General features: G+C 66.3%; 26 protein-coding genes. 16 read left to right on the top strand and 10 right to left on the bottom strand.

Annotated elements, in window-relative coordinates; all coding sequences use genetic code 11:
• The 3 genes from CAL13_RS17070 to CAL13_RS17060 all read right to left on the bottom strand — a co-directional run bounded on the left by CAL13_RS17070 (position 1) and on the right by CAL13_RS17060 (position 2363).
• Positions 1-483, bottom strand: coding sequence for an OmpA family protein (locus CAL13_RS17070; RefSeq protein ID WP_086073031.1), 483 nt, complete (start codon positions 481-483; stop codon positions 1-3).
• A gap of 72 nt (positions 484-555) precedes the next feature.
• The gene (locus tag CAL13_RS17065; RefSeq protein WP_232467683.1) at positions 556-1809 is read right to left on the bottom strand and encodes a diguanylate cyclase domain-containing protein; all 1254 of its coding nucleotides are present in this window, start codon (positions 1807-1809) and stop codon (positions 556-558) included.
• Positions 1810-1817: 8 nt separating this feature from the next.
• Positions 1818-2363, bottom strand: coding sequence for a YfiR family protein (locus CAL13_RS17060; protein ID WP_086058445.1), 546 nt, complete (start codon positions 2361-2363; stop codon positions 1818-1820).
• A gap of 132 nt (positions 2364-2495) precedes the next feature.
• Between CAL13_RS17060 and CAL13_RS17055 the strand changes: the two genes are divergently transcribed.
• Entirely contained in the window at positions 2496-2930 is a 435-nt protein-coding gene (locus CAL13_RS17055; RefSeq protein ID WP_086058444.1) for a hypothetical protein, read from the top strand.
• A 7-nt stretch (positions 2931-2937) separates the two neighbouring features.
• Here CAL13_RS17055 and CAL13_RS17050 read toward each other — a convergent pair whose 3' ends face one another.
• On the bottom strand, positions 2938-3477 hold the full coding sequence (locus CAL13_RS17050; RefSeq protein WP_086073029.1) for a hypothetical protein: 540 nt from the start codon (positions 3475-3477) through the stop codon (positions 2938-2940).
• 73 nt (positions 3478-3550) lie between these two features.
• On the bottom strand, positions 3551-3871 hold the full coding sequence (locus CAL13_RS17045) for a hypothetical protein (RefSeq protein WP_086058442.1): 321 nt from the start codon (positions 3869-3871) through the stop codon (positions 3551-3553).
• Between the two features lie 222 nt (positions 3872-4093).
• On the opposite strand from CAL13_RS17045, the gene fba reads away from it, so the two are divergent.
• The 4 genes from fba to CAL13_RS17025 all read left to right on the top strand — a co-directional run bounded on the left by fba (position 4094) and on the right by CAL13_RS17025 (position 7039).
• On the top strand, positions 4094-5158 hold the full coding sequence (fba, locus tag CAL13_RS17040) for a class II fructose-bisphosphate aldolase (protein ID WP_086058441.1): 1065 nt from the start codon (positions 4094-4096) through the stop codon (positions 5156-5158).
• 91 nt (positions 5159-5249) lie between these two features.
• Positions 5250-6131: a phosphoribosylaminoimidazolesuccinocarboxamide synthase gene (locus tag CAL13_RS17035; RefSeq protein WP_086073028.1), complete on the top strand. Its 882-nt coding sequence runs from the start codon at positions 5250-5252 to the stop codon at positions 6129-6131.
• A 177-nt stretch (positions 6132-6308) separates the two neighbouring features.
• Positions 6309-6461 (top strand): DUF5993 family protein, encoded by a 153-nt coding sequence (locus CAL13_RS21375; RefSeq protein ID WP_198297824.1) that lies wholly within the window; start codon positions 6309-6311, stop codon positions 6459-6461.
• An 11-nt stretch (positions 6462-6472) separates the two neighbouring features.
• A complete protein-coding gene (locus CAL13_RS17025) occupies positions 6473-7039 on the top strand; it encodes a disulfide bond formation protein B (RefSeq protein WP_086073026.1) in 567 nt (188 codons plus the stop codon).
• Positions 7040-7083: 44 nt separating this feature from the next.
• Here the strand turns inward: CAL13_RS17025 and CAL13_RS21370 are convergent, their stop codons facing one another.
• Entirely contained in the window at positions 7084-7254 is a 171-nt protein-coding gene (locus CAL13_RS21370) for a hypothetical protein (protein ID WP_198297823.1), read from the bottom strand.
• Here CAL13_RS21370 and purE point away from each other — a divergent pair.
• The 6 genes from purE (at position 7199) to CAL13_RS16995 (ending at position 12903) form a co-directional block, all read left to right on the top strand.
• Positions 7199-7729, top strand: coding sequence for a 5-(carboxyamino)imidazole ribonucleotide mutase (gene purE / locus CAL13_RS17020; protein ID WP_086058439.1), 531 nt, complete (start codon positions 7199-7201; stop codon positions 7727-7729). The two genes, CAL13_RS21370 and purE, sit on opposite strands and share 56 nt — an antisense overlap.
• Positions 7726-8934: a 5-(carboxyamino)imidazole ribonucleotide synthase gene (locus CAL13_RS17015; RefSeq protein ID WP_086073025.1), complete on the top strand. Its 1209-nt coding sequence runs from the start codon at positions 7726-7728 to the stop codon at positions 8932-8934. The genes purE and CAL13_RS17015 overlap by 4 nt, the downstream gene beginning before the upstream one ends.
• A 63-nt stretch (positions 8935-8997) precedes the next feature.
• Positions 8998-10050, top strand: coding sequence for an L-threonylcarbamoyladenylate synthase (locus CAL13_RS17010; RefSeq protein ID WP_086073024.1), 1053 nt, complete (start codon positions 8998-9000; stop codon positions 10048-10050).
• A 329-nt stretch (positions 10051-10379) separates the two neighbouring features.
• Positions 10380-11393: an amino acid ABC transporter substrate-binding protein gene (locus tag CAL13_RS17005; protein ID WP_420042461.1), complete on the top strand. Its 1014-nt coding sequence runs from the start codon at positions 10380-10382 to the stop codon at positions 11391-11393.
• A 75-nt stretch (positions 11394-11468) separates the two neighbouring features.
• Positions 11469-11933 (top strand): MaoC family dehydratase, encoded by a 465-nt coding sequence (locus tag CAL13_RS17000; RefSeq protein ID WP_086073022.1) that lies wholly within the window; start codon positions 11469-11471, stop codon positions 11931-11933.
• Positions 11934-11943: 10 nt separating this feature from the next.
• Positions 11944-12903, top strand: coding sequence for a hypothetical protein (locus tag CAL13_RS16995; protein WP_086073021.1), 960 nt, complete (start codon positions 11944-11946; stop codon positions 12901-12903).
• Positions 12904-12933: 30 nt separating this feature from the next.
• On the opposite strand, the gene CAL13_RS16990 is transcribed toward CAL13_RS16995, so the two are convergent.
• Both CAL13_RS16990 and CAL13_RS16985 read right to left on the bottom strand, forming a co-directional pair.
• Positions 12934-14127, bottom strand: a complete 1194-nt coding sequence (locus CAL13_RS16990; RefSeq protein WP_086058433.1) for an acyl-CoA dehydrogenase — start codon at positions 14125-14127, stop codon at positions 12934-12936.
• A 140-nt stretch (positions 14128-14267) separates the two neighbouring features.
• Positions 14268-15953 carry a thiamine pyrophosphate-binding protein gene (locus tag CAL13_RS16985; RefSeq protein ID WP_086073020.1) on the bottom strand — a complete coding sequence of 562 codons (1686 nt, stop codon included), beginning with the start codon at positions 15951-15953 and terminating at the stop codon, positions 14268-14270.
• 252 nt (positions 15954-16205) lie between these two features.
• Between CAL13_RS16985 and CAL13_RS16980 the strand changes: the two genes are divergently transcribed.
• The 5 genes from CAL13_RS16980 (at position 16206) to CAL13_RS16960 (ending at position 21110) form a co-directional block, all read left to right on the top strand.
• Positions 16206-17102 carry a LysR substrate-binding domain-containing protein gene (locus CAL13_RS16980; RefSeq protein WP_086073019.1) on the top strand — a complete coding sequence of 299 codons (897 nt, stop codon included), beginning with the start codon at positions 16206-16208 and terminating at the stop codon, positions 17100-17102.
• Positions 17103-17302: 200 nt separating this feature from the next.
• Positions 17303-18232: an amino acid ABC transporter substrate-binding protein gene (locus CAL13_RS16975; RefSeq protein WP_086073018.1), complete on the top strand. Its 930-nt coding sequence runs from the start codon at positions 17303-17305 to the stop codon at positions 18230-18232.
• 648 nt (positions 18233-18880) lie between these two features.
• Entirely contained in the window at positions 18881-19639 is a 759-nt protein-coding gene (locus tag CAL13_RS16970; RefSeq protein WP_086058430.1) for an amino acid ABC transporter permease, read from the top strand.
• A 10-nt stretch (positions 19640-19649) separates the two neighbouring features.
• Positions 19650-20342, top strand: coding sequence for an amino acid ABC transporter permease (locus CAL13_RS16965; RefSeq protein ID WP_086058429.1), 693 nt, complete (start codon positions 19650-19652; stop codon positions 20340-20342).
• Positions 20343-20372: 30 nt separating this feature from the next.
• On the top strand, positions 20373-21110 hold the full coding sequence (locus CAL13_RS16960) for an amino acid ABC transporter ATP-binding protein (RefSeq protein WP_086058428.1): 738 nt from the start codon (positions 20373-20375) through the stop codon (positions 21108-21110).
• Positions 21111-21735: 625 nt separating this feature from the next.
• On the opposite strand, the gene purU is transcribed toward CAL13_RS16960, so the two are convergent.
• Positions 21736-22590 (bottom strand): formyltetrahydrofolate deformylase, encoded by an 855-nt coding sequence (purU, locus tag CAL13_RS16955; protein ID WP_086059548.1) that lies wholly within the window; start codon positions 22588-22590, stop codon positions 21736-21738.
• A 34-nt stretch (positions 22591-22624) separates the two neighbouring features.
• Complete coding sequence (locus tag CAL13_RS16950; RefSeq protein ID WP_086073017.1) at positions 22625-23761, bottom strand: NAD(P)/FAD-dependent oxidoreductase; 1137 nt, start codon at positions 23759-23761, stop codon at positions 22625-22627.
• Positions 23762-23767 lie beyond the last annotated feature (6 nt).

Below are 23767 nucleotides of genomic sequence, written 5' to 3'. Positions count from 1 at the left end.
TTATTCCGCCGTGATCACGATGGCGACACGGCGGTTCTCCGCGCGGCCTTCCGCGGTGCCGTTGTCCGCCACGGGCCGCGCGGCCCCCAGGCCGCGCACCTGAACGTTGGCCGCCGGCATGCCCGCGGCCGTGACCACGTCCGCCACGGCACGGGCGCGCCGCAGGGAGAGCTGGTCGTTGTACTGCGCCTGGCCGACGTTGTCGGTGTGGCCGTCCAGCCGCATGCGGTCGATCCCGACACGCAGCAGATTGCGGGTCAGCCGTTCGACGTTCGCCCGGCCCTCGGGCTTCACGGTGGAGGCGTCGAAGTCGAACAGCACCTTGTCGGACAGGCCAAGCTCCCATCCTTCGTCCGTCTCCTTGAAGCCTTCCTCTTTCAGCACGGCGATCTGCGCCGGCGTCAGGCCCTTGTGCACCGTCTGGCAACCCGCCAGCAACAGCGCTGCGCATAGCAGCCAAACGGTCCAGCTCAACGGGCTCATGCGAGCGGCGGGGCGGGAAAGGGAGGGAGCCTGGAATGCAAGCACGAAAGTCATCTCCTGTGTGTAGACGTTCTAGGCACGGCGCGCGCCCCGATAGGTCCGCTGCGCCGTGGATTGCGTGCCGCCGCCGCGCCGCTTGGCGGCGTACATGGCGCTGTCGGCGGCATCGAAGAGATCGTTGGCGTTGTCCGCGTGATCCGGAAACACGGCGATGCCGATGCTCAGGGAGCAGACGATGTCTTCGCCATTGGGCAGCCGGATGGGCGCGCGCATGCCAAGCAGGATGTCGTCGGCGATCCGCTGCGCGTCCGAGATTTCGCGCAGCGGCGAAAGCATGATCGCGAATTCGTCGCCCCCGAGGCGGGCCACCATGTCGCCTTCGCGCAGCTGGCTGCGCACGCGGGCGGCAATGTTGACCAGCACGGCATCGCCCGCGGCGTGGCCCAGGCCGTCGTTGACTTCCTTGAAGCGGTCGCTGTCCAGGAACAGGACGGCCACGCGGCGGTTCAACACCGCCGCATCATGGATGGCGCGGTCCAGCTGTTCCTCGAAGTGCGCCCGGTTGGGCAGGCCGGTCAGGCTGTCGTGGGCGGCCTTGTGCGCCAGCGACGCATTTTCCCGCTGCCACTGGGTCTGCCACGATTCCAGCTCGTCCAGCAGCGCATTGAAGTCCTCGCCCAGGGCGTGCAGGTCGGCGATCCGCGCGGGCGGCACGCGCTGGGAAAAGGCGCGGTCGTTGCGGACCGCATGCGCCACGCGGGCCAGATCGCGCAGCGGCCGCTCGATCTGCCGCGAAAGCCGCCGCGAAAGCCAGACGGCGATCCCTGCCGCCACCACGATGCAAGCCAGCACGCCGCCCGCGCCCTTGATCAGGAACGCCACCAGGCTCGCCGATCGGCCGACCAGCAGCAGATACCCCACGGTCTGTCCCTGATGCTCGATGGCGCGGTAGACGGGCGGCGGATTGAGCAGCCGCTCCAGCTGGCGGCGTACCCATGCGAAGCTTTCGGAGGGCGGGTGATGCCATTCGGCCAGGACCGCATTGTCCGCGTCGTACACCACGGCCGACGTGACATCTTCCTTGCCGCCGATCGTCGCAAGCACCTCGCGCGCGGCCTGGCGGTCGCGGAACACCGTGGCGGCTTCGACCGTGTACATGATGGAGCGGGCGACCAGCTTCTGGTGATGGTCGGCGTAGGCGCGCAGGGCGATCAGCCCCGTCACGGTCAGGACGACGCCGACCAGGCCCACGGCGGCCAGCGTGACGGCCAGATGGAGCCGCCGCAGTGCCTGACGCAGCGTTGGGCGGGTGGAGTCGGGGCGCATGTTCATTTTCATTGAGACGGCCTGCGACGGGAAAGCTGCAGCACGTTGGGATGGATGCGAACGCCGCTGCGCGCCACGGAGTCGAGATTGATCTGGAAGTGCACGCGGTCGGGCTGTACGTCGAGACAGAACATGGCGGCGACGGCGCATTCGGGGTCGTCTTCCACGATGCTCACCACGGGCCGGCCGACGATGCCTTGCAGCACATGCCGGCGGGCGTCCTCGCTGACGCCGCCCAGGTAGACCGCATCGCATTCGGCAGCCAGCGTGCCGTCGTCCGCCGCGCGGCGGGCCTGCACCGCGAGCGCCGGCGTGCCCGCGCGGCCTTTCAGCAGTTCGCCGGCGTAGGCGGGGTCGCCTACGACGCACAAACGGACGGGCTGCGGTGGCGCCGGCCAGCGCGAATAACTGAGGATTCCCGTGACGACCTGGCTGACGGCCGTCGCGCGGCCATCCGCTTTCGCCGGAGGGGGCGGCGCGGCACCCGCGGCGGTCGCATGGGTCAGAACGATCAGCGCAGGCAACCAGAACCGCCGTGCGTGTCGACCTATCATGGAAGCGCGGAATACGGGAGCCGGTGGAGGACGTGCAAGTTTAGATTAGTTTCGTTAGTTTTTGTCAATGCGAATCACTCTCCGCCGCCGCGCTACCATGGGGTTGGCATGGTTCCGACACAGAGGTGATCGATGGCGACTTTCCATTTCACGCAGGATCCCGAGGAGCCCGAACTCTGGGCGGCCGAAAACGTCAGCTTCGCGGCGGACCGTCCGCCCATACACGTCATGGTCCAGACCGATGGCGAATCCCCTTCGCGCGATTGCCAGAAGGGGCTGCAACGGCTGCTCGCATCGATGCCCGACCGGGTGCTCGACGCGGCCGACTTCCTCCTGGAGCACTATTCGCGCGAATCGTGCGAGAAACACGGCATCGACCCCGCCCGCCTGCCGCGCGCCGAAACGGCCCCGGCCATGGCGGAAGTGGCCGTTCTGCGGGCCCTCTGGCTGTTCGACGAGGACTGCGAGGATTTCGAACTGTGGTTCACCGTCCCCTGGGACGATGCCCACACCTACGATGTCGCGTTCGAGGGCGGCGAAGCCGTCGGGTGCACGGTCAACGACTGAGCGGCGGTCAGGAAGCCGGGCCGGCGGCTGCGGCCGTGGCGCCGCTGTCGTCGGTGGCCTCCCCGTCCGGCTCGGCGCGGCGTTCGCGCAAATACTCCACAGGCACGCCGGGCATGACTTCGGTCACGCGTTCCCGCTGGATGCGGGGCTGGACGAAGCCGACCTTGCGGGTGGCGGCGCCTTGCAGCAGCACGGAAAGAATGGCGCCTTTGTCCTGGATCCATTGCCGCTTGCCGCGCAACAGCTTGACGGCCTCTTCCGGCGGCTTGAGCTTGAACGTCGCCCCGTTGATCGTGGTGGTGGCGCGCGTGCGGAAGTCCGCTTCCGTCAATGGCGTGATGGAAACGGCATCCAGGTTGCTGGTCGCGGCGTCGATGCGGTAGACGAAGTTGATGGCCGTGTGCGGATCCTGGACGACGATGAATTTCTCCGAGCCCGAGAAATCGGTGATCTGTCCCACGATGACGGACTCGACCCATTGGTTGCCGCGCTTTTCCTCGGTGTAGAGGAACAGGGTGGGCGGGGCGGACGTGTGATTCTGCGACATGGCGTAAGTATAAAAGGCGGCGCGCGGGGCCTGTGTCGCCCGCGCGCCGCCCCGCCGGTATACCCGCAGCGGTCTACTGGCCTTGCGCCCTGCGCTGGTTCAATTCGTCCAGGCAGCGCTGGACCGCTTCGCGCATCTTTTGCGAGTTGACCGCCTCGCGGTCCGCGTCTTCGCGGCACTGGCGATAGATGCGCACGCTTTCGGGCGTGTCGCGCACCGGCGGCGGCTGCACGGCCGCCGGCTCGGGCGTCACCGTCATGCGCAGCGTGGACGGCGGCGAAAGGCTGCCGTCGTGTCCCGGAAACTGCAACTCCTGCGTGCCTTGGGCGGCCGCCGTGGCGGCGGCCCCGCACAACATGGCGAGAGCGAGGGCGGATAGTGCGCGTCGTTTCATGCTGTCCTCAATCAAACTCGAACGCCGCCGTCGGCGGCGGGGCTCCAGCGTACCACCACATCGCAGGGCCGCCTGCCGGCTGCGGGTGACGCGTCATACCCCGAAACAATCGCTACGGCGGCCTAGGCCGTCCGCCGCAAGACCTTTCCTTCGCACCCCGTTAAAATCGCCCCGTTCCGCAGGCATGCACATCACTCAATCATCCCCTTCAGGAGGACCATCATGGCCCTAGTTTCCATGCGCCAACTGCTCGATCATGCCGCCGAAAACGGCTACGGCATTCCGGCGTTCAACGTCAACAACCTGGAGCAGGTCCAGGCCATCATGGAGGCGGCCGACGAAACCAACAGCCCGGTGATCATGCAGGCGTCGGCCGGCGCCCGGAAGTATGCCGGCGAAGGTTTCCTCAAGTACCTGATCCAGGCCGCGGTGGAGTCGTACCCCCACATTCCCGTCGTGATGCACCAGGATCACGGTCAATCGCCCAAGGTCTGCCAGGGCGCCATCGACCTGGGTTTTTCCAGCGTCATGATGGACGGCTCGCTGAAGGAAGACGGCAAGACCATCGCCGACTATGACTACAACGTCGAGGTCACGCGCAAGGTCGTGGAAATGGCGCACCAGGTCGGCGTGACCGTGGAAGGCGAACTGGGCTGCCTGGGCTCGCTGGAAACCATGAAGGGCGACAAGGAAGACGGTCACGGCGCCGAAGGCACCATGACGCGCGAGCAGCTGCTGACCGATCCGGAGCAGGCGGCCGACTTCGTCCGCAAGACGCAGCTGGACGCGCTGGCGATCGCCATCGGCACCAGCCACGGCGCCTACAAGTTCACGCGCAAGCCCACCGGCGACATCCTGTCGATCGAGCGCATCAAGGAAATCCACCGCCGCCTGCCCAATACCCACCTGGTGATGCACGGCAGCTCCAGCGTGCCGCAGGAGTTGCTGGCGGAAATCCGCGAATTCGGCGGCGACATGAAGGAAACCTACGGCGTGCCCGTCGAGGAAATCCAGGAAGCCATCAAGTACGGCGTGCGCAAGGTCAACATCGATACGGACATCCGCCTGGCGATGACCGGCGCCATTCGCCGCTTCTTCGCGGAAAACCCGTCCAAGTTCGACCCGCGCGAATACCTCAAGCCGGCGCGCGCGGCCGCCAAGGCCATCTGTGTGAAGCGCTACACCGAGTTCGGCACGGCCGGCAACGCCAGCAAGATCAAGGCGATTCCGCTGCAGGAAATGGCCCAGCGCTACGCCGCCGGCCAGCTGGCGCAGGTCGTGCAGTAAACTGCGCGGATCTTCCGGCTCTTTTCTTCCCCGGACATTCCCGCCGGACGTCATGTCCCGCGGGAATGTTTATTTGCGCGATAGGTCTACCGTGACATCTGCCCTGCATCAATCCAGTATCCGCTCCCTGCCCCTGCTGGGGCGCGGCAAGGTGCGCGACATGTACGCCGTCGGCGACGACAAGCTGCTCATCGTCGCCTCGGACCGCATTTCCGCCTTCGACGTCATCTTGGACGATCCCATCCCGGGCAAGGGCCAGGTGCTCACGGCGCTGACCGAGTTCTGGCTGTCCCGGCTAGCCCACATCATTCCCAACCATTCCACCGGCGTGGCGGCCGAAGACGTGGTCGCGCCCGACGAAGTGGATCAGGTAAAGGGACGCGCCGTGGTCGTCAAGCGGCTCAAGCCCATCCTGGTCGAGGCGGTCGCGCGCGGCTACCTGATCGGGTCCGGGTGGAAGGACTATCAGGCGACCGGCGCGGTCTGCGGCATCGCGCTGCCCCCCGGTCTGCAGCAGGCGGCCCGGCTTCCCGAGCCCATTTTCACGCCCGCCGCCAAAGCGGAGTTCGGCACCCACGATGAAAACGTCGATTTCGCCCACGTCGTGCGCGAGGTCGGCCAGGACATGGCCGAACGCATTCGCGACGTCACGTTGCGGCTGTATGCGGAAGCGTCGGCGTTCGCCGCGACCAAGGGCATCATCATCGCCGACACCAAGTTCGAGTTCGGCCTGGACAATGACGGCAATCTGTACCTGATGGACGAAGTGCTGACGCCCGATTCGTCGCGCTTCTGGCCGGCCGACAGCTATCGCGTGGGCATCAGCCCGCCGTCCTTCGACAAGCAGTTCGTGCGCGATTGGCTGGAAACCCAGCCCTGGGACAAAACGCCGCCGGCGCCGCGGCTGCCCGCCGACGTCATCTCGAAGACCGCCGAAAAATACCGCGAGGCGCTGGACCGGCTGACGGCCTGACGGAACGGCGGCCCCGCGGCCGCCCGGTGAAGTCGTCTTTCCGGCCCGGATCATTTATAGTGCCGCCCGAACGCGCGCGGAAACATATCGAAATGTTCTCCGCGTGACATGGGCCGCCCCGCGGGGCATTTCCGCCTGGGGCGCCAGGCGTGGAAAGGGAAGGGCACGGAAATGATCATGATGCTGCCGTTCGTACTCGGCATGCTGGCGGTGTGGTTCGGGATACGGGGCAAGCGCGGCGCATGCTTTGCGCTGTGGGTGTTGAGTCTTATCGTGCTGGCGGCGTGGGCCCGTTATCACATGACCGACGCGATGCCGCTGGCGCTCTGAGGGAGGCGGTCATGCAATTCGCCTCGCGCGCCGCGCATCCGGCGTCGGCCTTCCTCAATGCCGTGGCCCTGCTGGCCGTGACGGCCGCGCTCATCGCGGCTTTCGTCTGGCAATTTCTTTTCGATGAACTGCCTTGCCCGCTGTGCCTGCTGCAGCGGGCAGCCTTCGTGCTGGCCGGCGCCGGGCTGTTGCTGAACCTGCGTTTCGGCGCATCGCCGGCGCACTATGCCATGGTGATCGCCGCCTCGCTGGGCGGCGCTGCGGTTTCGGCGCGGCAAATCCTGCTGCATCAGGCGCCGGGGGATCCGGGCTACGGCTCGGTTTTGCTGGGCCTGCACTTCTATACCTGGGCGCTGGCTGGCTTTCTTGCGCTGATCGCTTATTGCGCCGTCATGCTCGCGCTCGATCGCAAGGCCGGCGACAATGCGCAGCCGCGCCGGGCCGGCATCCTGGCGGGCGTCATCATGTGGGTGTTCTTCCTGGTCGTGCTGGCCAACGCCGCCAGCACGACGCTCCAATGCGGCCTGGGACCGTGTCCCGACGATCCGACCGGGTACGACCTGCTGTCCTGGTGGTGACGCCCGGCGGCTGAGACGGCTGACCGGCCCGGCATGTTGGCCGGTCAGCCGGTTCCCGTGCGCGGATAAGGCGCTGCGCGCCATGCCGGGTAAAATCGTGGGTTTTCCCGGCCCGATTGCATTTCCTCGGACGCGGCCGGATCCACCTTCAGCCCGGATATGACAGCCAATTCCAATTCCTCGCCCGCGCCGACGCCTTTGGTCGGCGTGATCATGGGCTCTTCCAGCGACTGGGAAGTCATGAAGCATGCGGTCGCCATGCTGGACGATTTCGGCGTCCCTTACGAAGCGCGCGTCATCTCCGCGCACCGGATGCCGCTGGACATGGCCGAATATGGGGCGGCGGCGCGCGCGCGCGGGCTGCGGGCGATCATAGCCGGCGCCGGCGGCGCGGCGCACCTGCCTGGCATGATGGCGGCGTTGACGGAGGTTCCGGTCTTCGGCGTGCCGGTGCCCTCGAAATACCTGCGCGGTGAAGACTCGCTGCTTTCCATCGTGCAGATGCCCAAGGGTGTCCCGGTCGCCACCTTCGCCATCGGCGAAGCCGGCGCGGCCAACGCCGCGCTGCACGTCATCGCGAATCTCGCCGCCACCGATGACCGGCTGCACGCGAAACTGAAGGATTTCCGCGCCCGCCAGACCGACGCGGCGCGGGCCATGGAAGTGCCCCCGCCGGGAGGCCAGGCATGAGCGCGACGGAATCGAAAAACGCTGCCGGGGCCGGCCTGGCCATCGCGCCCGGCGATTGGCTGGGCCTGGTGGGGGGCGGGCAGCTCGGGCGCATGTTTTGCCATGCCGCCCAAAGCCTGGGATACAAGGTGGCCGTGCTGGATCCCGCCGCCGACGGTCCCGCCGCGATGGTGGCGGATCGCCATATCCAGTCCGCCTATGACGACGAAGCGGGGCTGCGCGAACTGGCGCGCGCCTGCCGGGCCGTGACCACCGAATTCGAAAACGTGCCCGCAAACAGCCTGCGCGCGCTGGCGGCGAACTGTCGCGTCAGCCCGGCCGCCGATGCCGTCGCGGTGGTGCAGGACCGCATCGCCGAAAAGGCGTTCGTGGCGGCGCAGAGTATTCCGGTCGCGCCCCACGTCCCTGTGCGCGGTGAGGACGATCTGCGGAAGGCGCCCGACAGCCTCTTCCCGGGGATTCTGAAGGTGGCGCGCCTGGGCTATGACGGGAAGGGCCAGGCGCGCGTGCAATCGCGCGACGAAGCGCTGGCCGCGTTTGCCGCCTTTGGCGGCGTGGCCTGCGTGCTGGAAGCCCTGCTGCCTTTGGACCACGAGATTTCCGTCGTGATCGCCCGCGGTTTCGATGGCGGGACGGTGATGTTCCCGGTGGCCCGCAACGTCCACCGCGACGGTATCCTGGCCGTTTCGACGGTCGATCGCGCCGCGCTGTCCGGACCCGAAGCCGATCTGGAGCGCCGGGCCGCCGACGCCGCCCTGCGCATCGCCACCGGCCTGGACTATCACGGCGTACTGTGCGTGGAATTTTTCGTGCTGCGCGACGGTGCGCTTCTGGTCAATGAAATCGCGCCGCGGCCGCACAACAGCGGCCACTATACGATCGACGCCTGCGTCACCAGCCAGTTCGAGCAACAGGCGCGCGTCATGGCGGGACTGCCGCTGGGAAGCGCCGATCTGCTTGCGCCCGCCATCATGCTGAACATCCTGGGCGATGTCTGGTATGCGCCGGAAGGCGACACCCGGCGCGAGCCGGACTGGACCGCGGTGCTCGCGGTGCCCAACGCCAAGCTGCATCTGTACGGCAAGCGCGAGGCCCGTCGCGGCCGCAAGATGGGGCATGTGACCATCGTTGCGCCTACGCTCTCCCAGGCGCGCCGCGATGCCGCCCGGGTCGCGCAGGCGCTGGGGCTGCCCGCGCCCTGTTGACACCGCCGCGGCGCGCGTGTCGCGTGCCGCGGCCCCGCACACCGTCTTTTCCAGGAATACGTCATGGCGCCCGAGATCGAAGCCGAAGCCACCGATGCCCAGATCGCGCACGCCGCCCGCGTGCTGGCGCAGGGCCAACTCGTGGCTTTTCCCACGGAAACGGTCTACGGCCTCGGCGCCGACGCGGAAAATCCGCTGGCGGTGAGCCGCATCTACGCCGCCAAGGGACGGCCTTCCAACCATCCGGTGATCGTGCACGTCGCCCCGGACGCCGATCTGGCTTATTGGGCCGCCGACATCCCGGCGCCGGCGCGCGCGCTGATCGATGCATTCTGGCCGGGACCCCTCACGATCATTCTCAAGCGCGCCGCCCATATCGATCCCGCGGTAAGCGGCGGCCAGGACAGCGTCGGCCTGCGCTGTCCGTCGCACCCTGTCGCGCAACGTCTGTTGCGTGCTTTCGCCGCGTTGCGCCCGAACGGGCAGGGCGGCGTGGCCGGCCCGTCGGCGAACCGCTTTGGCCATGTCTCTCCCACCCGCGCCGAACACGTACGCGCGGAGTTTCCCGACGAAGTCGCCCAGGGCATGCCCGTGCTGCAGGGCGGGGCGTCGGCCGTGGGCATCGAGTCGACCATTGTCGATCTGTCCCGCGTGGCGCAAGGCGTGGGTCCGGTGCTGCTGCGTCCGGGCCATATTACGGCCGATGATATCGCGCGCGTGCTGGGCCGGCCGCCAGCCTTGCCGGATGCCGCGGCGCCGCGCGCCTCCGGTACGCTGCGCGCCCATTACGCGCCGCGCACGCCGCTGCTGCTCGTGACGCGCGAGCAATTGGAAGCGGCGGCGGTCGGGATAGGACTGCCCGAACACGGGGCCGACGTTGCGGTCGCGTATACGCCCCGTCCGCTGGAGGTCGATGCCCGCCTGGTCTGGCAACCGGTTGCGGCCGAGCCGGAACCCTATGCGCAGGCCTTGTACGCCCTGCTGCGAGAACTGGACGGCAAGGGTTATCGCCGCATTCTCGTGGAAGCCCCGCCGCGCACGCCGGAATGGGCAGCGGTCAATGACCGCATCGGACGCGCGGCGGCGGCCTTCGAACCGGAAACACCTCGCGGCTGAAGCGCCGGCCAAACGCCGGTGCGGCATGCATCGGCCTGCGCCTCGCAAACCCGTGCATGCACAGGCCGGCAGGGCGCATGAGGCCCGGCCACGTGTCTCGAACGCGCGCCGCGGCTAAGTGTTCCACCTAATTGTTGTTCCGCTTGCCCCCGCCTTACGCTGCGCCACCAGTATGCGGTACCGGTCCACAGGGCAGGCTGCGGTGTCCCGCACGTCAAACCCGCGCCATACATTCGCCTCCCTGTGCTCAAAGCCCTGACCCGGCGCTCAGGTTCCGTCCCGGCCCACAAGGTTGGCGGAGCCGCCACAAGGAGAACCCTGTGAAGAAGATGCTATCCCTGCTGGCCGGCGCCCTGGCGCTGGCGGCTGCAAGCCAGGCCGCGATGGCGGGCCCCACCCTGGATGCCGTCAAGAAGAAAGGCTTCGTGCAATGCGGCCTGAGCGACGGCGTGACGGGTTTCAGCGCGACCAACAGCAAGGGCGAGTGGGAAGGCATGGACGTCGACATCTGCCGCGCCATCGCCGCCGCCGCGCTGGGCGACGCGAGCAAATTCAAGGGTACGGCGCTTTCCACCCAGCAGCGCTTCACGGCTCTGCAATCCGGAGAGGTGGATGTCCTGCTGCGCACCGTTACGCTGACGGAGACGCGCGATACGTCGCTGGGTTTGTCGGCCGTGGCCGCAAGCTTCTACGACGGTCAGGGGATCCTGGTGCGCAAGGCGCTGAACGTCAAGAGCGCCAAGGAGCTGGATGGGGCCACGATCTGCGTGCAGCCAGGCACCACCACCGAATTGAATCTTTCCGACTGGTTCCGGGCGAACAACATCAAGTTCACGCCGGTGGTGATCGACAAGGTCACCGAGGTGGTGCGCGCTTTCGAGTCGGGGCGCTGCGACGCCTTCACGGACGATGCGTCCCAGCTGGCGGCGGTGCGGGCTTCCCAGGTCGCCAATCCGAACGATTATGAGATTCTGCCCGAGCGCCTGTCCAAGGAGCCGCTGGGGCCGATGGTGCGCCAGGGCGACGAGAACTGGCTAGGTATCGTGCGCTGGACGCTGTTCGCGCTGATGGAGGCCGAGGAATACGGCATCACCCGCGACAACGTCGACCAGATGCTCGGAAGCAGCAATCCCAATGTGGCGCGCATCCTCGGCGTCACGCCGGGCGCCGGCAAGAACATGGGCGTGGATGAAAAATGGGCCTACAACGCCATCAAGGCGGTGGGCAACTACGGCGAAATCTTCGAGCGCAATGTCGGCAAGGGCAGTAAGCTCGGATTGGCGCGCGGCGCGAATGCCCTGTGGAATCAGGGCGGCGTCATGTATCCGTGGCCCATCCGGTAAGTTCGTTCTGAAGCCAGGCCGTTGGTCCGGCCTGGCTCTATCCATGGCTCCGGCCGCCGAGGGGAAACCGTTTCGATGAAGTTCGCCGATTTCAAGCAGGGCATGGTCATCCACGCCGGTCCTATCGACGTGACCGAAGCCGAAATCCTGGAATTCGCCCGCCGCTACGATCCGCAGTGGTTCCACACCGACGTCCAGCGAGCCGCACAGGGCCGTTGGGGTGGGCTCATCGCAAGCGGCTGGCACACCTGCGCCATGGCGATGCGCATGGTGGTGGATGCCGCGCTGCACGATTCCGAATCTTTCGGTTCTCCGGGATTGGGCGAGGTGCGATGGCGTGTGCCCGTGCGTCCCGGCGACCGGCTGCGGCTGGAAGCCCGCGTGAATGGCGTCCGGGTGTCCTCCAGCCGGGATGACCTGGGCATCATCAACTGGAGCTGGACCGTATTGAATCAGCACGACGAGGCGGTGCTGGAACTGGACGCCACCAGCCTGTTCGATTTGGGCGGAAACGGGACGCCGGCGCCGTCCGTGGGATGATGTCGCATCCATGCCGGACATCGTCGTGCTGACCCTGCGCCGGCATCGTCACGGTGCAAGCGCGCTGGCCGGGCTTGCCGTGGCGGGTTTCCTGGCCTGGGCGGCCGCCTGCGGCGCCGCCGAGCCGCAGGCGCCGGACGCTCCCGATCTGGCGGACGCCACCTTTCCCATCCGGGATACGTCCGGGTCCGCGGGCGCTTCGGCGAGGGCGACCGCGGTCGCGCAGGGGCGCCAATACGCCTTGCGCCAGGCAGTCATCGCCCTGGACATGCTCGCGAAAGTAACCGCCATCTGTCCCGGCGGACGCGACGACACGGCGCGCACGAAGGATCTGGAGCGCATCGCCCGTGCGCGCCTGAAAGTGTCCGTCAACGCCTTTCGCTCCCAATTGGATGAACAAAGCCCTTCGGTGTTCATGACCCCGGAACAGGCCGTCCGGGTTGTTCGCAACGCCGGCGGATGCGAATCGCCCGAACTGGCGCAATGGCGGGGCCGGGCCGCGTGGCTGGCCGATACATCGCAACAGGTCTTGGCTGGAGATGCGCGCGCCAACCGTTTCTGGCCGCGCGACGCGGCGCTGGAAGGACCTGTGCGCATGACGATCCTGGGCCAGGTCAAGGACGGCGAGGGCGGCCGCGGCGTCATGGTGCGCATCCAGAACGACGCCGCGGCGCCTGTGCAGGTGGCCTTATTGAGGACGCAAACCTACATCGGACCATGCACCGGCGTGCAGGCCGAGGGTATCCCGCTTGCCGAAGGGTATCTGCCCGCGCGATGGCAGACGATCGCGCCGCGCATGGCGCTGTCCGTGCGCTTGTCCGCCGGCGCCGCTTGCGCCTTGCCGCCGCTTTTGAACGTGGGCGGCACGCTGGCGGTCGATGATGGCCGCGGAGCGCGCTATTGGCAGTTCTTGAACCGCTCGGTCGGCATGGCGCCCATGGCGCACATGCCGGAGCGTCCATCTCGCTAGTCCGAGCGTTGCCACGCCCTGGAACACATATCAGCAGAACGCCTGAATACCGGTCTGCGCCCGTCCCAGTATCAAGGCATGCACGTCGTGCGTGCCTTCGTAGGTGTTGACCACTTCCAGATTCACCAGGTGGCGCGCCACGCCGAACTCGTCGGAAATGCCGTTGCCGCCCAGCATGTCGCGCGCCATGCGAGCGATATCCAGCGCCTTGCCGCAGGAGTTGCGCTTCATGATGGACGTAATTTCCACCGCGGCGGTGCCTTCGTCCTTCATGCGGCCCAGGCGCAGGCAGCCCTGCAGGCCCAGCGTAATTTCCGTCTGCATGTCGGCCAGCTTCTTTTGAATCAGCTGATTGGCCGCCAGGGGGCGGCCGAACTGCTTGCGGTCCAGGGTGTACTGGCGGGCGGTGTGCCAGCAGAATTCCGCCGCCCCCAGCGCGCCCCAGGCAATGCCGTAACGGGCCGAGTTCAGGCACGTGAACGGTCCTTTCAAGCCGGAGACACCGGGCATCATCTGCGACTCGGCGACGTCCACTTCGTCCATGACGATCTCGCCCGTGATCGATGCGCGCAGGCCGACCTTGCCGTGGATGGCGGGCGCGGACAATCCCTTCATGCCTTTTTCCAGGATGAAGCCACGGATCTTGCCGTCGTGCTCGCCGCCGACACATTTCGCCCAAACGACGAATACATCGGCAATGGGCGAGTTCGTAATCCACATCTTGTTGCCCGTCAGCCGGTAACCATCGCTGGTCTTCACCGCGCGGGTTTCCATGCTGCCGGGATCGGAGCCGTGGTTGGGTTCCGTCAGGCCGAAGCAGCCGATCCATTCGCCGCTTGCGAGCTTGGGCAGGTATTTCTGCTTTTGCGCTTCGCTGCCGAATTCGTTGATCGGCACCATTACCAACGACGATTGCACGCTCATCATCGACCGGTAGCCCGAGTCCACGCGTTCGACTTCGCGCGCGATCAAACCGTAGCAGACATAGTTCAAGCCCGCGCCGCCGTATTCGGTCGGAATGGTGGGGCCCAGGAGGCCCAGTTCTCCCATTTCGCGGAAGATGGCCGGGTCGGTTTTCTCATGGCGGAACGCTTCCAGCACGCGCGGCGCAAGCTTGTCCTGCGCGTATGCGGCGGCCGCATCGCGCACCATGCGCTCGTCTTCGGTCAATTGCGTATCGAGCAGCAGGGGATCCTGCCAGTTGAAAGAAGGATGGGACGACATGAGCGGTCTCCGTATTCGTTGAGTGATTGTTCGTGAGCGGGATCGCGCCGCACAGCTTTCGCAATCCCGGCCGGCAAGGGGTGGCGCACGCCGGCTGCGGCGGCGCATCGCGCGCGGTCCGCCGCCGGCGCGGCCCGGCGTCAGGCGCGCGCTTTCAGCGCCGTCTCGCGGATCTTTTCCAGCGTGGTGGTGGGCGATATCACTTCCGGATCGATCAGGCAGTGCAGGATGGCCGGCTTGCCGCTGGCCAGCGCGCGTTCCAGCGCAGGCGCGAAGGCTTCCGTCGTTTCCACCCGTTCGCCATGGCCGCCAAAGGCCTTCGCATAGGCGGCGAAATCGGGATTGCGCAATGCCGTTGCGGAGATGCGGCCGGGATAGTGCCGTTCCTGGTGCATGCGGATGGTGCCGTACATGCCGTTGTCGATGACGATCACGAGAATCGGCAGGTCGTACTGCACCGCCGTCGCGAATTCCTGGCCGTGCATCAGGAAACAGCCGTCGCCTGCCAGGCAGACAACGGTGCGGTCCGGATAAACCCGCTTGGCGCCGACGGCGGCCGGCAGCCCATAGCCCATGGAGCCGGAGGTCGGCGCCAGCTGCGTGCCGTAACGCTGGAAGCGATGGAAGCGGTGCAGCCATGTCGCGTAGTTGCCGGCGCCGTTGGTCATGATGGCGTCGGGCGGTAACGTCTCGCGCAGCGTCTGCATGACGGCGCCCATCTGCAGCGCGCCTTGCGTACGCACGGCCGTGGGGTCGCTCCAGGCCAGATATGACCCGTGCATGGATTCGGTGCCGGCGGCCCATGCGGGCTTGGCGGCGGGCGTCAGTCCATCCAGGGCTTGCGAGAAGGCGATCGGAGATGCGTTGATGGCCAGGGCGGCCCGGTAGACGCGGTTCAGTTCGCTGCTGTCCGGATGCACGTGCACCAGCTTCTGCTTCGGTACCGGGATATCGAACAAGGTATACGCCTGGCTCGGGATCTCGGACATGCGGCCGCCCACGAGCAGCACAAGATCGGCTTCCTGTACGCGCTTGAGCAGCGCGGGGTTCAGGCCGATGCCCACGTCCCCCGCATAGCAGGGGTGCTCCGCCGGAAAAAGCATCTGGCGCCGGAAGGACACCGCAACCGGCAACTGGAACCGCTCGGCGAAAGCGGCGAAGCGGCCGACCGCATCGGCGTCCCAGCGCGACCCGCCCAGAATGGCAATGGGGGCTTTCGCCTGCGACAACAGTTTTTGCAGTTCATCCAGCTGGCCCGCCGCCGGTGCGGTTTCTATCGTCTCGTAATGCGGCGCGTCGGCGACCGCCGCCGTCTCCACCAGCATGTCCTCCGGCAGGGCGATGACCACGGGCCCGGGCCGGCCCGACGTGGCGACGTGGAAGGCGCGCGACACCAATTCGGGAATGCGCTCGACCTGGTCGATTTCGGTAACCCATTTGGCCTGCGTTCCGAAGACGGCGCGGTAATCCATTTCCTGGAAAGCCTCGCGCTCGCGCATGCCGCGTTCGATCTGGCCGACGAACAGGATCATCGGGGTGGAGTCCTGCATCGCGATATGGACGCCCGCCATCGCGTTGGAGGCGCCGGGGCCGCGGGTCACCATGCAGATGCCCGGCTCCCCCGTCAGTTTGCCGTGCGCATCGGCCATCATGGCGGCGCCGCCTTCCTGGCGGCAGACGGTAACGTCGATGTTGGCGTCGTGCAGGCCGTCCAGGACGGCCAGATAGCTTTCGCCCGGCACGCAGAACACGTGTTTGACGCCGTGGGCGACCAGTTGGTCGACGAGAATGTGCCCGCCAGGACGGGCTGGGTGCGAAGTCGGCATGAGGCTTTTATTTCACGGTACGGACAAAGGTACCCGTGAGGATAGTGTTCCAAACGCGCACAAGGCAATTGATAAAAACGCACAACGTAGTGCGATGTCCGCACGATGCGGATTTGCTGCATTGCGGCAGAAGGCGGCGCGCGCACCCTGCCGCCCAGGATGCCCTGGGGGGAAGGGGCCGGTTCCGCGGATCGTGCTAAAAACGCACAACATCACGGACATAAACGCACATTCCCGGCTACGGCGGGCCTCATGAGAAAAGGCATTCCCAACCTGAGCGCGCTGCAGGCCTTCGAGGCCACCGCGCGCCTGGGCACGTTTTCCCGCGCTGCCGAAGAGCTGTCGCTTACGCACAGCGCGGTGTACCGGCAGGTGGCCAGTCTGGAAGCCCGTCTGGGCGTGCAGTTGTTCACGCGGGTGCGGCGGCGCATCGCGTTGACCGATCACGGGGCGGAATACGCCGGCCGCATCCGGCAGCATCTGGACCAGATCGAAAAGGACACCTTCGGCCTGGTCAGCCGTACCGGCATGGGGCGCAGCCTGCACATTGCCGTGGTCCCCACCCTGGCGACGACGTGGCTGATTCCCCGCCTGGCCGACTTCAACCGGCAGCATCCGGATATCACCGTCAGTCTGTCCATCCGCACGCTGCCGTTCCAGTTCAAGGACCAGCCTTTCGACGGGGCGCTGTATCACGGCGATCATCTGTGGCCGGGCACCCGCGGCGTCATGCTGTTTCGCGAGCGGGAACTGGTGCCGGTGTGCGCGCCCGCCATGGCGGAAAGGAGCCGCGAAGAACCCGGCGGTCCGCTGGCCGGGATGCCGCACCTGCATCTGAACTCCCGCCCCGATGCCTGGCGGCTTTGGTACGCGGAAAACAACCACCTTTTCGGTCCCCGGGCGGCCGGCGGCCCGCGCTACGAACTCTTTTCCATGGTGTTGGCGGCCGCCCAGGCCGGCCTGGGCGTTGGGCTCGTTCCGCGTTTCCTTGCGCAGGAGCCGCTGGAGGAAGGCAGGGTGGTGATGCCGACACAGTCGGTGCTTACCGTGCCGCACGCCTACTATTTCTGCTACCCCGACCGGGGTGGGCGGGCCGACGCGCTGCGGATATTCCAAACCTGGCTGCAGGGCGTGGCGGTGGACCGCTGAGTCATGGCCGCATCGGGCGCGCGATTTCCAGCGTGGCGCGCCGAGGCGTTGAAACCTTCGCTCGGGCGCGGCCGTTTTCCGTGGATTCAAAGGGGTAATACCGATTGTATCTGCCGCCAAATCTGAAACAATAGCGCGCTAGTCTCGGACGGTATTACCCATGCCGCCCGGGTTGTCCTCTGACCATGGGAATTCACTTCATGAAAAAAACGCTGCTTTTCGCCGCTATCGCCGCTGCCACGACGCTTGCCTCCGTGAGCGCGCACGCGGGTCGTCTGGACAACATCAAATCGTCGGGCACGATCGCGCTGGGGTACCGCGATGCCTCGCTGCCGTTTTCCTATCTGGATGACAACCAGAAGCCCATCGGCTATTCCATGGACATCTGCTACGGCATCGTGGACGCCGTGGCCAAGGCTGTCGGCAAGGACAAGCTGAACGTCAAGCTCGTACCGGTCACTTCCTCCACCCGTATTCCGCTGGTCGCCAACGGCACCGTGGATCTGGAGTGCGGCTCCACAACCAACAACCTGGAGCGCCAGAAGCAGGTGAGCTTCGCACCGACGACGTTCGTGACCGCGAACCGCTTCGTCGCCAAGAAGTCTTCCAACGTCAAGAGGCTGGAAGACCTGAAGGGCAAGACCGTGATCTCGACGGCCGGCACCAGCAACATCAAGTGGGTGACCGAGGCCAACGGCGGACAGGCTTCGTACCTGGACAACAAGCCCGTGCCCAAGCTGGGCATGAACATCATCCCGGCCAAGGACCACGCCGAAGCCTTCCTGACCGTGGAAAACGGCCGCGCGACGGCCTTCTTCATGGACGACGTGCTGCTGGCCGGCCTGGTCGCCACCTCGCGCAATCCCAAGGAATGGATGATCAGCGATCAGGCGTACTCGGTCGAACCCTATGCCATGATCGAACCCAAGGACGATCCGGCGTTCAAGAAGGTGGTCGACGATGCCGTCGTGGCGATGATCAAGAACGGCACGGTCGAGAAGCTGTACAACAAGTGGTTCATGTCGCCGATCCCGCCCAAGAACGTCAACCTGAACCTGCCCATGAGCCCCGCGCTGAAGAAGGTGCTCGCCAATCCCACGGACTCCGGCGATCCCGCAATGTATAAGTAGGCCCACCCCCGAAGCGCTGCGCGCTTCCCCCTCAAGGGGGCGACGCTGGCGGACCGGCGGAGCCGGATCCGCTGCGTCCCCGGTCGGGGGGCAGCGGTCTTCGTGGCTAGCGGTGGCTGGGAGTAGGCCCACCCCCGAAGCGCTGGCGCGCTTCGCCCTCGAGGGGGCGACGTTGGCGGACCGGCGGAGCCGGATCCGCTGCGTCCCCGGTCGGGGGCAGCGGTCTTCGTGGCTAGGGGTTGGTGTGGTTCAGCCCACCCCCGAAGCGCTGGCGCGCTTCGCCCTCGAGGGGGCGACGTTGGCGGACCGGCGGAGCCGGATCCGCTGCGTCCCCGGTCGGGGGGCAGCGGTCTTCGTGGCTACGGGTTGTTGTGATTTAGCTCACCCCGAAGTGCTGCGCGCTTCGCTCTCGCGCGGCGATGCAGCCGGATCCGCGGCGGCCCCGATGGGGCGGTTTTCTGCGGGGCTGGCGGGGTGCGTTAAGCTTGCTGCCCAGGCGCCGCGCGATTCGTGGGGCGCTGGGGCTGACCGACATGATGTAAGGGCATGAGGGGACGTTTTTTCGTCCCGCGTCCGCCGCGGCGGACGCCATGCCGATTCTTTGCGCCGGCGCAACCGCGCCGGCGTGGTTTTTCCGCAGGATCACACATGCATTACAACTGGAACTGGTCCATCTTCTTCGAGATGGCGCCCGACGGCTCCGGCACTTATCTGGACGCGCTGCTGCGCGGCCTGGGCTGGACGGTCTCCACCGCGCTGCTGGCGTGGGTGCTGGCCTTGTCCCTGGGTTCCGTCATCGGTGTGATGCGCACCACCGACAGCAAAATTGCGCAGCGCATCGGTACCGTCTACGTCGAAATCTTCCGCAACGTGCCGCTGCTGGTCCAGATGTTCCTCTGGTACTTCGTGATGCCGGAGCTGGTGCCGCAGTCGATCGGCGATACCATCAAGCAGATGCCGCCCCCTTGGGGCATGTTCTGGCCCGCCGTACTGTGTCTGGGCTTTTTCACCTCTTCCCGCGTCGCCGAGCAGGTGCGTTCGGGCATCGGCTCGCTGCCGCGCGGCCAGCGCATGGCCGGCACCGCCATGGGACTGCGGCCCGTGCAGGTCTACCGCTACGTCCTGTTGCCCATGGCGTTTCGCATCATCCTGCCGCCGCTGACGTCGGAGTTTCTGAACCTGATCAAGAACACGTCGATCGCCTTCACCATCGGCTTGCTCGAACTTACCGGCGCCGCCCGTTCCATGCAGGAATTCAGCTTCCAGGTGTTCGAGGCCTTTGCCGGCGCGACCCTGTTGTACTTCGCCCTGAATATCGTGGTGCAGTTCGGCGCGCGCGCCCTGGAGCGCCGCGTCTCGGTGCCAGGCTTCGTCGGATCGCGCGCCAACGGCGGCGGCGGGCATTGAGGAGAACGCGATGAACTACGCATTCGATTGGGACGTCATCGTCCGTTCGCTGCCCTACCTGTTCCGCGATGGCATGGTCTTCACGCTGAAGCTGACCATTCTGTCGGCCATCGGCGGCCTCGTCCTGGGCACCATCCTGGCCATGATGCGGCTGTCGAACAACCGGCTTTTCAACGCGATCGGGGCCGTCTACGTCAACGGCCTGCGCGCGCTGCCGCTGCTGCTGGTCATCTTCTGGTTCTACTTTCTGGTCCCGTACATCGGCGCCTGGATTACCGGCGCCGACCGGCCCCTGGCAGTGGGCGGATTTACGTCCGCGCTGGTCACCTTCACCCTTTTCGAGGCGGCCTATTACTGCGAGATCATGCGGGCGGGCATCCAATCCATTTCCCGCGGCCAGGTCTCGGCGGGCCAGGCGTTGGGGCTGCGCTATTTCCAGATCATGGGCAGCATCATCCTGCCGCAGGCCTTCCGCAACATGATGCCCGTGCTGCTCACGCAGACCATCGTGTTGTTCCAGGATACGTCGCTGGTCTATGTGCTCTCGCTCACCGACTTCATGGGCGCGGCGTCGAAAGTGGCCCAGCGCGACGGACGCCTGGTGGAGATGTATCTGTTCGCCGCGGCCGTGTACTTCGTTATCTGCTTCACGCTCTCGCGCCTGGTCAAGCGCATGCAGACGCGCATGGCGATCGTTCGCTGAGCGCGCGCAATTAGGGGTTTATCGATGGCAATGATTGAAATCAAGAACGTCAGCAAGTGGTACGGCGACTTCCAGGTCTTGACCGACTGCACCACCTCCGTCGCCAAGGGCGAAGTGGTGGTGGTCTGCGGCCCCTCGGGTTCCGGCAAATCCACGCTGATCAAAACCGTGAACGGCCTGGAGCCGTTCCAGAAGGGCGAAATCACCGTGGACGGCACCTCCGTCGGCGCGCCCAAAACCGACCTGCCCAAGCTGCGCTCAAGGGTCGGCATGGTCTTCCAGCACTTCGAGCTCTTCCCGCACCTGTCGGTCACGCAGAACCTGGCGCTGGCCCAGGTCAAAGTCCTGGGCCGCAGCAAGGACGAGGCTATCGCCCGCGGCCTGAAGCTGCTGGACCGCGTCGGCTTGAGCGCCCACAAGGACAAGTTCCCGGGCCAGCTATCCGGCGGCCAGCAGCAGCGCGTCGCCATTGCCCGCGCGCTGTCCATGGATCCCATCGCCATGCTTTTCGACGAACCCACCTCGGCCCTCGATCCCGAGATGGTCAACGAAGTGCTGGACGTCATGGTCGACCTGGCGCGCGAAGGCATGACAATGATGGTCGTCACCCACGAAATGGGCTTCGCCCGCAAAGTGGCCAACCGCGTCGTATTCATGGACGTCGGCGGCCACATCGTCGAGGACTGCGACAAGGAAGAATTCTTCGGCAACCTGGAAGCGCGCTCCCCGCGCGCCCAGCAATTCCTGTCGAAGATCCTCTCGCACTGACCGCTCAACCCGCCGGCGTCCCCGGCGGGACCCACCAAAACGACAAGGGCGCCTCACGGCGCCCTTGTCGTATCGATCATCCCCAAGCCCCAAGCCCAAGCCCCAAGCCTAACGCCCAAGCCCCAAGCCCCAAGCCCCAAGCCCAACCCCAAGCCCAAGGCCCAACCCCCGCCACACGACCCACAACGCGTAAGGCCATTGCGTCCGCGCAGGGCGGACGCAATGGCCGGGCCCCGCAACCTCTTCCACCCCGCCACCTTCGCTGCCACGAAGCCCAAGAACCGCACCCGCCCCAGCACCCGCGAATAAGCGATGCACGAGTCCGGGGGGTTGGCGTGGGGCTTGGCCGGCCCGTCGGAGTCCGAGCGAGCGGACGCTGAAGGGAGGCGAGCCGCACAGGTGCGCAAAACCGAAAAACCGTCAACCGGCCGCCGGACGAAGCGAGCGATGCGGTGTCCTGCGCCCGCGCGCAGGACCGGACGACCGGGCCGGCCAAGCCCCACGCCAATCCCCCCGGACGCCAAAAGAACCCATCTCCAGGCCAGCAATAACCAACAACCAACAACCAACAACCAACCACCAGCCAACAACCAACCACCCGCAGAAAAAGCAGCGAAAAACAACCCTACCGAAACACCACCGTCCGATTCCCATTGAGCAATATCCGATGCTCCACATGGCTCCGGACCGCGCGCGCGAGCACAAGAGACTCCACATCGCTCCCCACCTGGGTCAGCTCCTGCGCCGACATCGTGTGGTCCACGCGCTCAATGTCCTGCTCGATGATCGGCCCTTCATCGAGATCCGGCGTCACGTAATGGGCCGTCGCGCCGATGATCTTCACGCCGCGCTGATGCGCCTGGTGATACGGCCGCGCGCCCTTGAAGCTGGGCAGGAAGCTGTGATGGATATTGATCGCTCGCCCGGCCAGCGCCCGGCACATGTCTTCGGACAATATCTGCATATACCGCGCAAGCACCACCAGATCGATGCGTTCGCGCTCCACCAGCGCCAGAACCTGGCGCTCCTGCGCGGCCTTGGTCTCCGGCGTCACCGGCAGGTAATGGAACGGGATATCGTACGAAGCCGCCAGGCCGGCGTAATCCTGATGGTTCGACACGATCGCCGCCACTTCGGCCCGCAGCTGGCCGCTGCGCACCCGGAACAGCAGATCGTTCAGGCAATGGCCCTGCCTGCTTACCATCAACAGCAGGCGTGCCTTGCGCCGCGCGTCATGAATCTGCCAGTCCATTGCATAGCCGGATGCCAGGACGGCGAAACGGGCTTGCAGCGCCTCGGCCGTCACCGCCGCGGGCACATCGAAATGCACCCGCAGGAAAAAACGCCCGGTCTCGTCATCGCCGAACTGCTGCGAATCCAGGATGTTGCAGCCCAGCTCGAACAGCAGGCCGCTGACGCGATAAACGATGCCCGTGCGGTCGGGGCAGGAAAGCGTAAGGATGTAGTCGTTGTGCTGCATGGCGTTCATGCCCGGATGATTGCAATCGAAGGACTCACGCCTGGGACGCGGCGCCCGTATGCGGCTTGGACAGCGCGGCCAGAGTCTCGTCCGCGATTGCCAGGCATGACGTCAGCCCGGGCGACTCGATGCCGAACAGGTTGACCAGTCCCGCCACGCCATGATCCCTGGGTCCCGAGATGACGAAGTCCGCTGCCGGCTCGCGCGGCCCGGAAATCTTCGGCCGTATCCCCGTGTAGCCCGGCGTCAGCGCGCCGTCGGGCAGCGCCGGCCAGTACGTGCGCACCGCGTCGTAAAACACATCGGCCCGCCGCGGATCCAGCGAATAATCTTCGCTCTCGATCCATTCCGTATCCGGACCGAACTTCGCCTGTCCGCCCATGTCCAGCGTCAGGTGCACGCCCAAACCCGCGTGCTCGGGCACCGGGTAGATCAGTCGTGAAAAAGGCGCCCGCCCGGACAACGTAAAGTAGCTGCCCTTGCAAAGATACTCGCGCGGAATGCTGGCCGCCGGCACGCCTTCGATCGTGCGCGCCAGCGTCGGCGCATGCAGACCCGACGCATTGACCAGCGTCGTGCAGGACAGCGACATGGCTTCGTCGCCGCCGAACTGCAACTCGAATCCGCCTTCGTCGCGCACGCGGCCGCCCAGCAGCGGCGTATGGAACACGCATTGGGCGCCCGCGTTTTCCGCATCGCCCTGCAGCGCGAGCATCAGCGCGTGACTGTCGACGATACCGGTCGAAGGAGACACCAGCGCGGCCGTGCATTGGAGCGCCGGTTCCAGCCGCATGGCTTCCTGGCCGGAGATCCGCTCCAGGTCGTCGACGCCATTGGCGCGGGCGCGCCGGGCAATGTCGTCCAGCATCGCGCTCTGCGCGGCGTTGGTGGCGACGATGAGCTTGCCGAGCCGGCGGTGCGGGATGCCGCGCTGCGTGCAATAGTCATACAGCATGTGCTTGCCGCGGACGCAGAGCGTTGCCTTCAGGCTGCCCGCCGGGTAATAGATGCCGGCATGTATCACTTCGGAATTGCGCGAGCTGGTGCCCGTGCCGATGGCTTCCGTGGCTTCCGCCACCAGCACCTCGCGGCCCGCAAGGGCCAAAGCGCGGGCGATGGCCAGGCCGACGACGCCGGCCCCCACCACCACGCAATCGATATCGGTACTCATCCTTGC

This window comes from Bordetella genomosp. 9 (assembly GCF_002119725.1).
Taxonomy (GTDB): Bacteria; Pseudomonadota; Gammaproteobacteria; order Burkholderiales; family Burkholderiaceae_B; genus Bordetella_C.
The sequence above is the reverse complement of the archived record's forward strand: the minus strand, read 5'-3'. Positions and strand labels throughout refer to the sequence as shown.

Coding starts and splice junctions, on each gene's coding strand:
- CAL13_RS17010 (WP_086073024.1), top strand. CDS start 8,998: ATGGCGCCCGAGATCGAAGCCGAAGCCACCGATGCCCAGATCGCGCAC.
- CAL13_RS16975 (WP_086073018.1), top strand. CDS start 17,303: ATGAAAAAAACGCTGCTTTTCGCCGCTATCGCCGCTGCCACGACGCTT.
- CAL13_RS21370 (WP_198297823.1), bottom strand. CDS start 7,254: ATGATCACGCCGACCAAAGGCGTCGGCGCGGGCGAGGAATTGGAATTG.
- CAL13_RS17050 (WP_086073029.1), bottom strand. CDS start 3,477: ATGTCGCAGAATCACACGTCCGCCCCGCCCACCCTGTTCCTCTACACC.
- CAL13_RS17065 (WP_232467683.1), bottom strand. CDS start 1,809: ATGCGCCCCGACTCCACCCGCCCAACGCTGCGTCAGGCACTGCGGCGG.
- CAL13_RS16980 (WP_086073019.1), top strand. CDS start 16,206: ATGAGAAAAGGCATTCCCAACCTGAGCGCGCTGCAGGCCTTCGAGGCC.
- CAL13_RS17045 (WP_086058442.1), bottom strand. CDS start 3,871: ATGAAACGACGCGCACTATCCGCCCTCGCTCTCGCCATGTTGTGCGGG.
- CAL13_RS17055 (WP_086058444.1), top strand. CDS start 2,496: ATGGCGACTTTCCATTTCACGCAGGATCCCGAGGAGCCCGAACTCTGG.
- CAL13_RS16950 (WP_086073017.1), bottom strand. CDS start 23,761: ATGAGTACCGATATCGATTGCGTGGTGGTGGGGGCCGGCGTCGTCGGC.
- CAL13_RS16965 (WP_086058429.1), top strand. CDS start 19,650: ATGAACTACGCATTCGATTGGGACGTCATCGTCCGTTCGCTGCCCTAC.
- CAL13_RS17060 (WP_086058445.1), bottom strand. CDS start 2,363: ATGATAGGTCGACACGCACGGCGGTTCTGGTTGCCTGCGCTGATCGTT.
- purU (WP_086059548.1), bottom strand. CDS start 22,590: ATGCAGCACAACGACTACATCCTTACGCTTTCCTGCCCCGACCGCACG.
- CAL13_RS17025 (WP_086073026.1), top strand. CDS start 6,473: ATGCAATTCGCCTCGCGCGCCGCGCATCCGGCGTCGGCCTTCCTCAAT.
- CAL13_RS16970 (WP_086058430.1), top strand. CDS start 18,881: ATGCATTACAACTGGAACTGGTCCATCTTCTTCGAGATGGCGCCCGAC.
- CAL13_RS17015 (WP_086073025.1), top strand. CDS start 7,726: ATGAGCGCGACGGAATCGAAAAACGCTGCCGGGGCCGGCCTGGCCATC.
- CAL13_RS17000 (WP_086073022.1), top strand. CDS start 11,469: ATGAAGTTCGCCGATTTCAAGCAGGGCATGGTCATCCACGCCGGTCCT.
- CAL13_RS16995 (WP_086073021.1), top strand. CDS start 11,944: ATGCCGGACATCGTCGTGCTGACCCTGCGCCGGCATCGTCACGGTGCA.
- CAL13_RS16960 (WP_086058428.1), top strand. CDS start 20,373: ATGATTGAAATCAAGAACGTCAGCAAGTGGTACGGCGACTTCCAGGTC.
- CAL13_RS17005 (WP_420042461.1), top strand. CDS start 10,380: ATGCTATCCCTGCTGGCCGGCGCCCTGGCGCTGGCGGCTGCAAGCCAG.
- CAL13_RS16985 (WP_086073020.1), bottom strand. CDS start 15,953: ATGCCGACTTCGCACCCAGCCCGTCCTGGCGGGCACATTCTCGTCGAC.
- CAL13_RS16990 (WP_086058433.1), bottom strand. CDS start 14,127: ATGTCGTCCCATCCTTCTTTCAACTGGCAGGATCCCCTGCTGCTCGAT.
- fba (WP_086058441.1), top strand. CDS start 4,094: ATGGCCCTAGTTTCCATGCGCCAACTGCTCGATCATGCCGCCGAAAAC.
- CAL13_RS21375 (WP_198297824.1), top strand. CDS start 6,309: ATGATGCTGCCGTTCGTACTCGGCATGCTGGCGGTGTGGTTCGGGATA.
- CAL13_RS17070 (WP_086073031.1), bottom strand. CDS start 483: ATGAGCCCGTTGAGCTGGACCGTTTGGCTGCTATGCGCAGCGCTGTTG.
- purE (WP_086058439.1), top strand. CDS start 7,199: ATGACAGCCAATTCCAATTCCTCGCCCGCGCCGACGCCTTTGGTCGGC.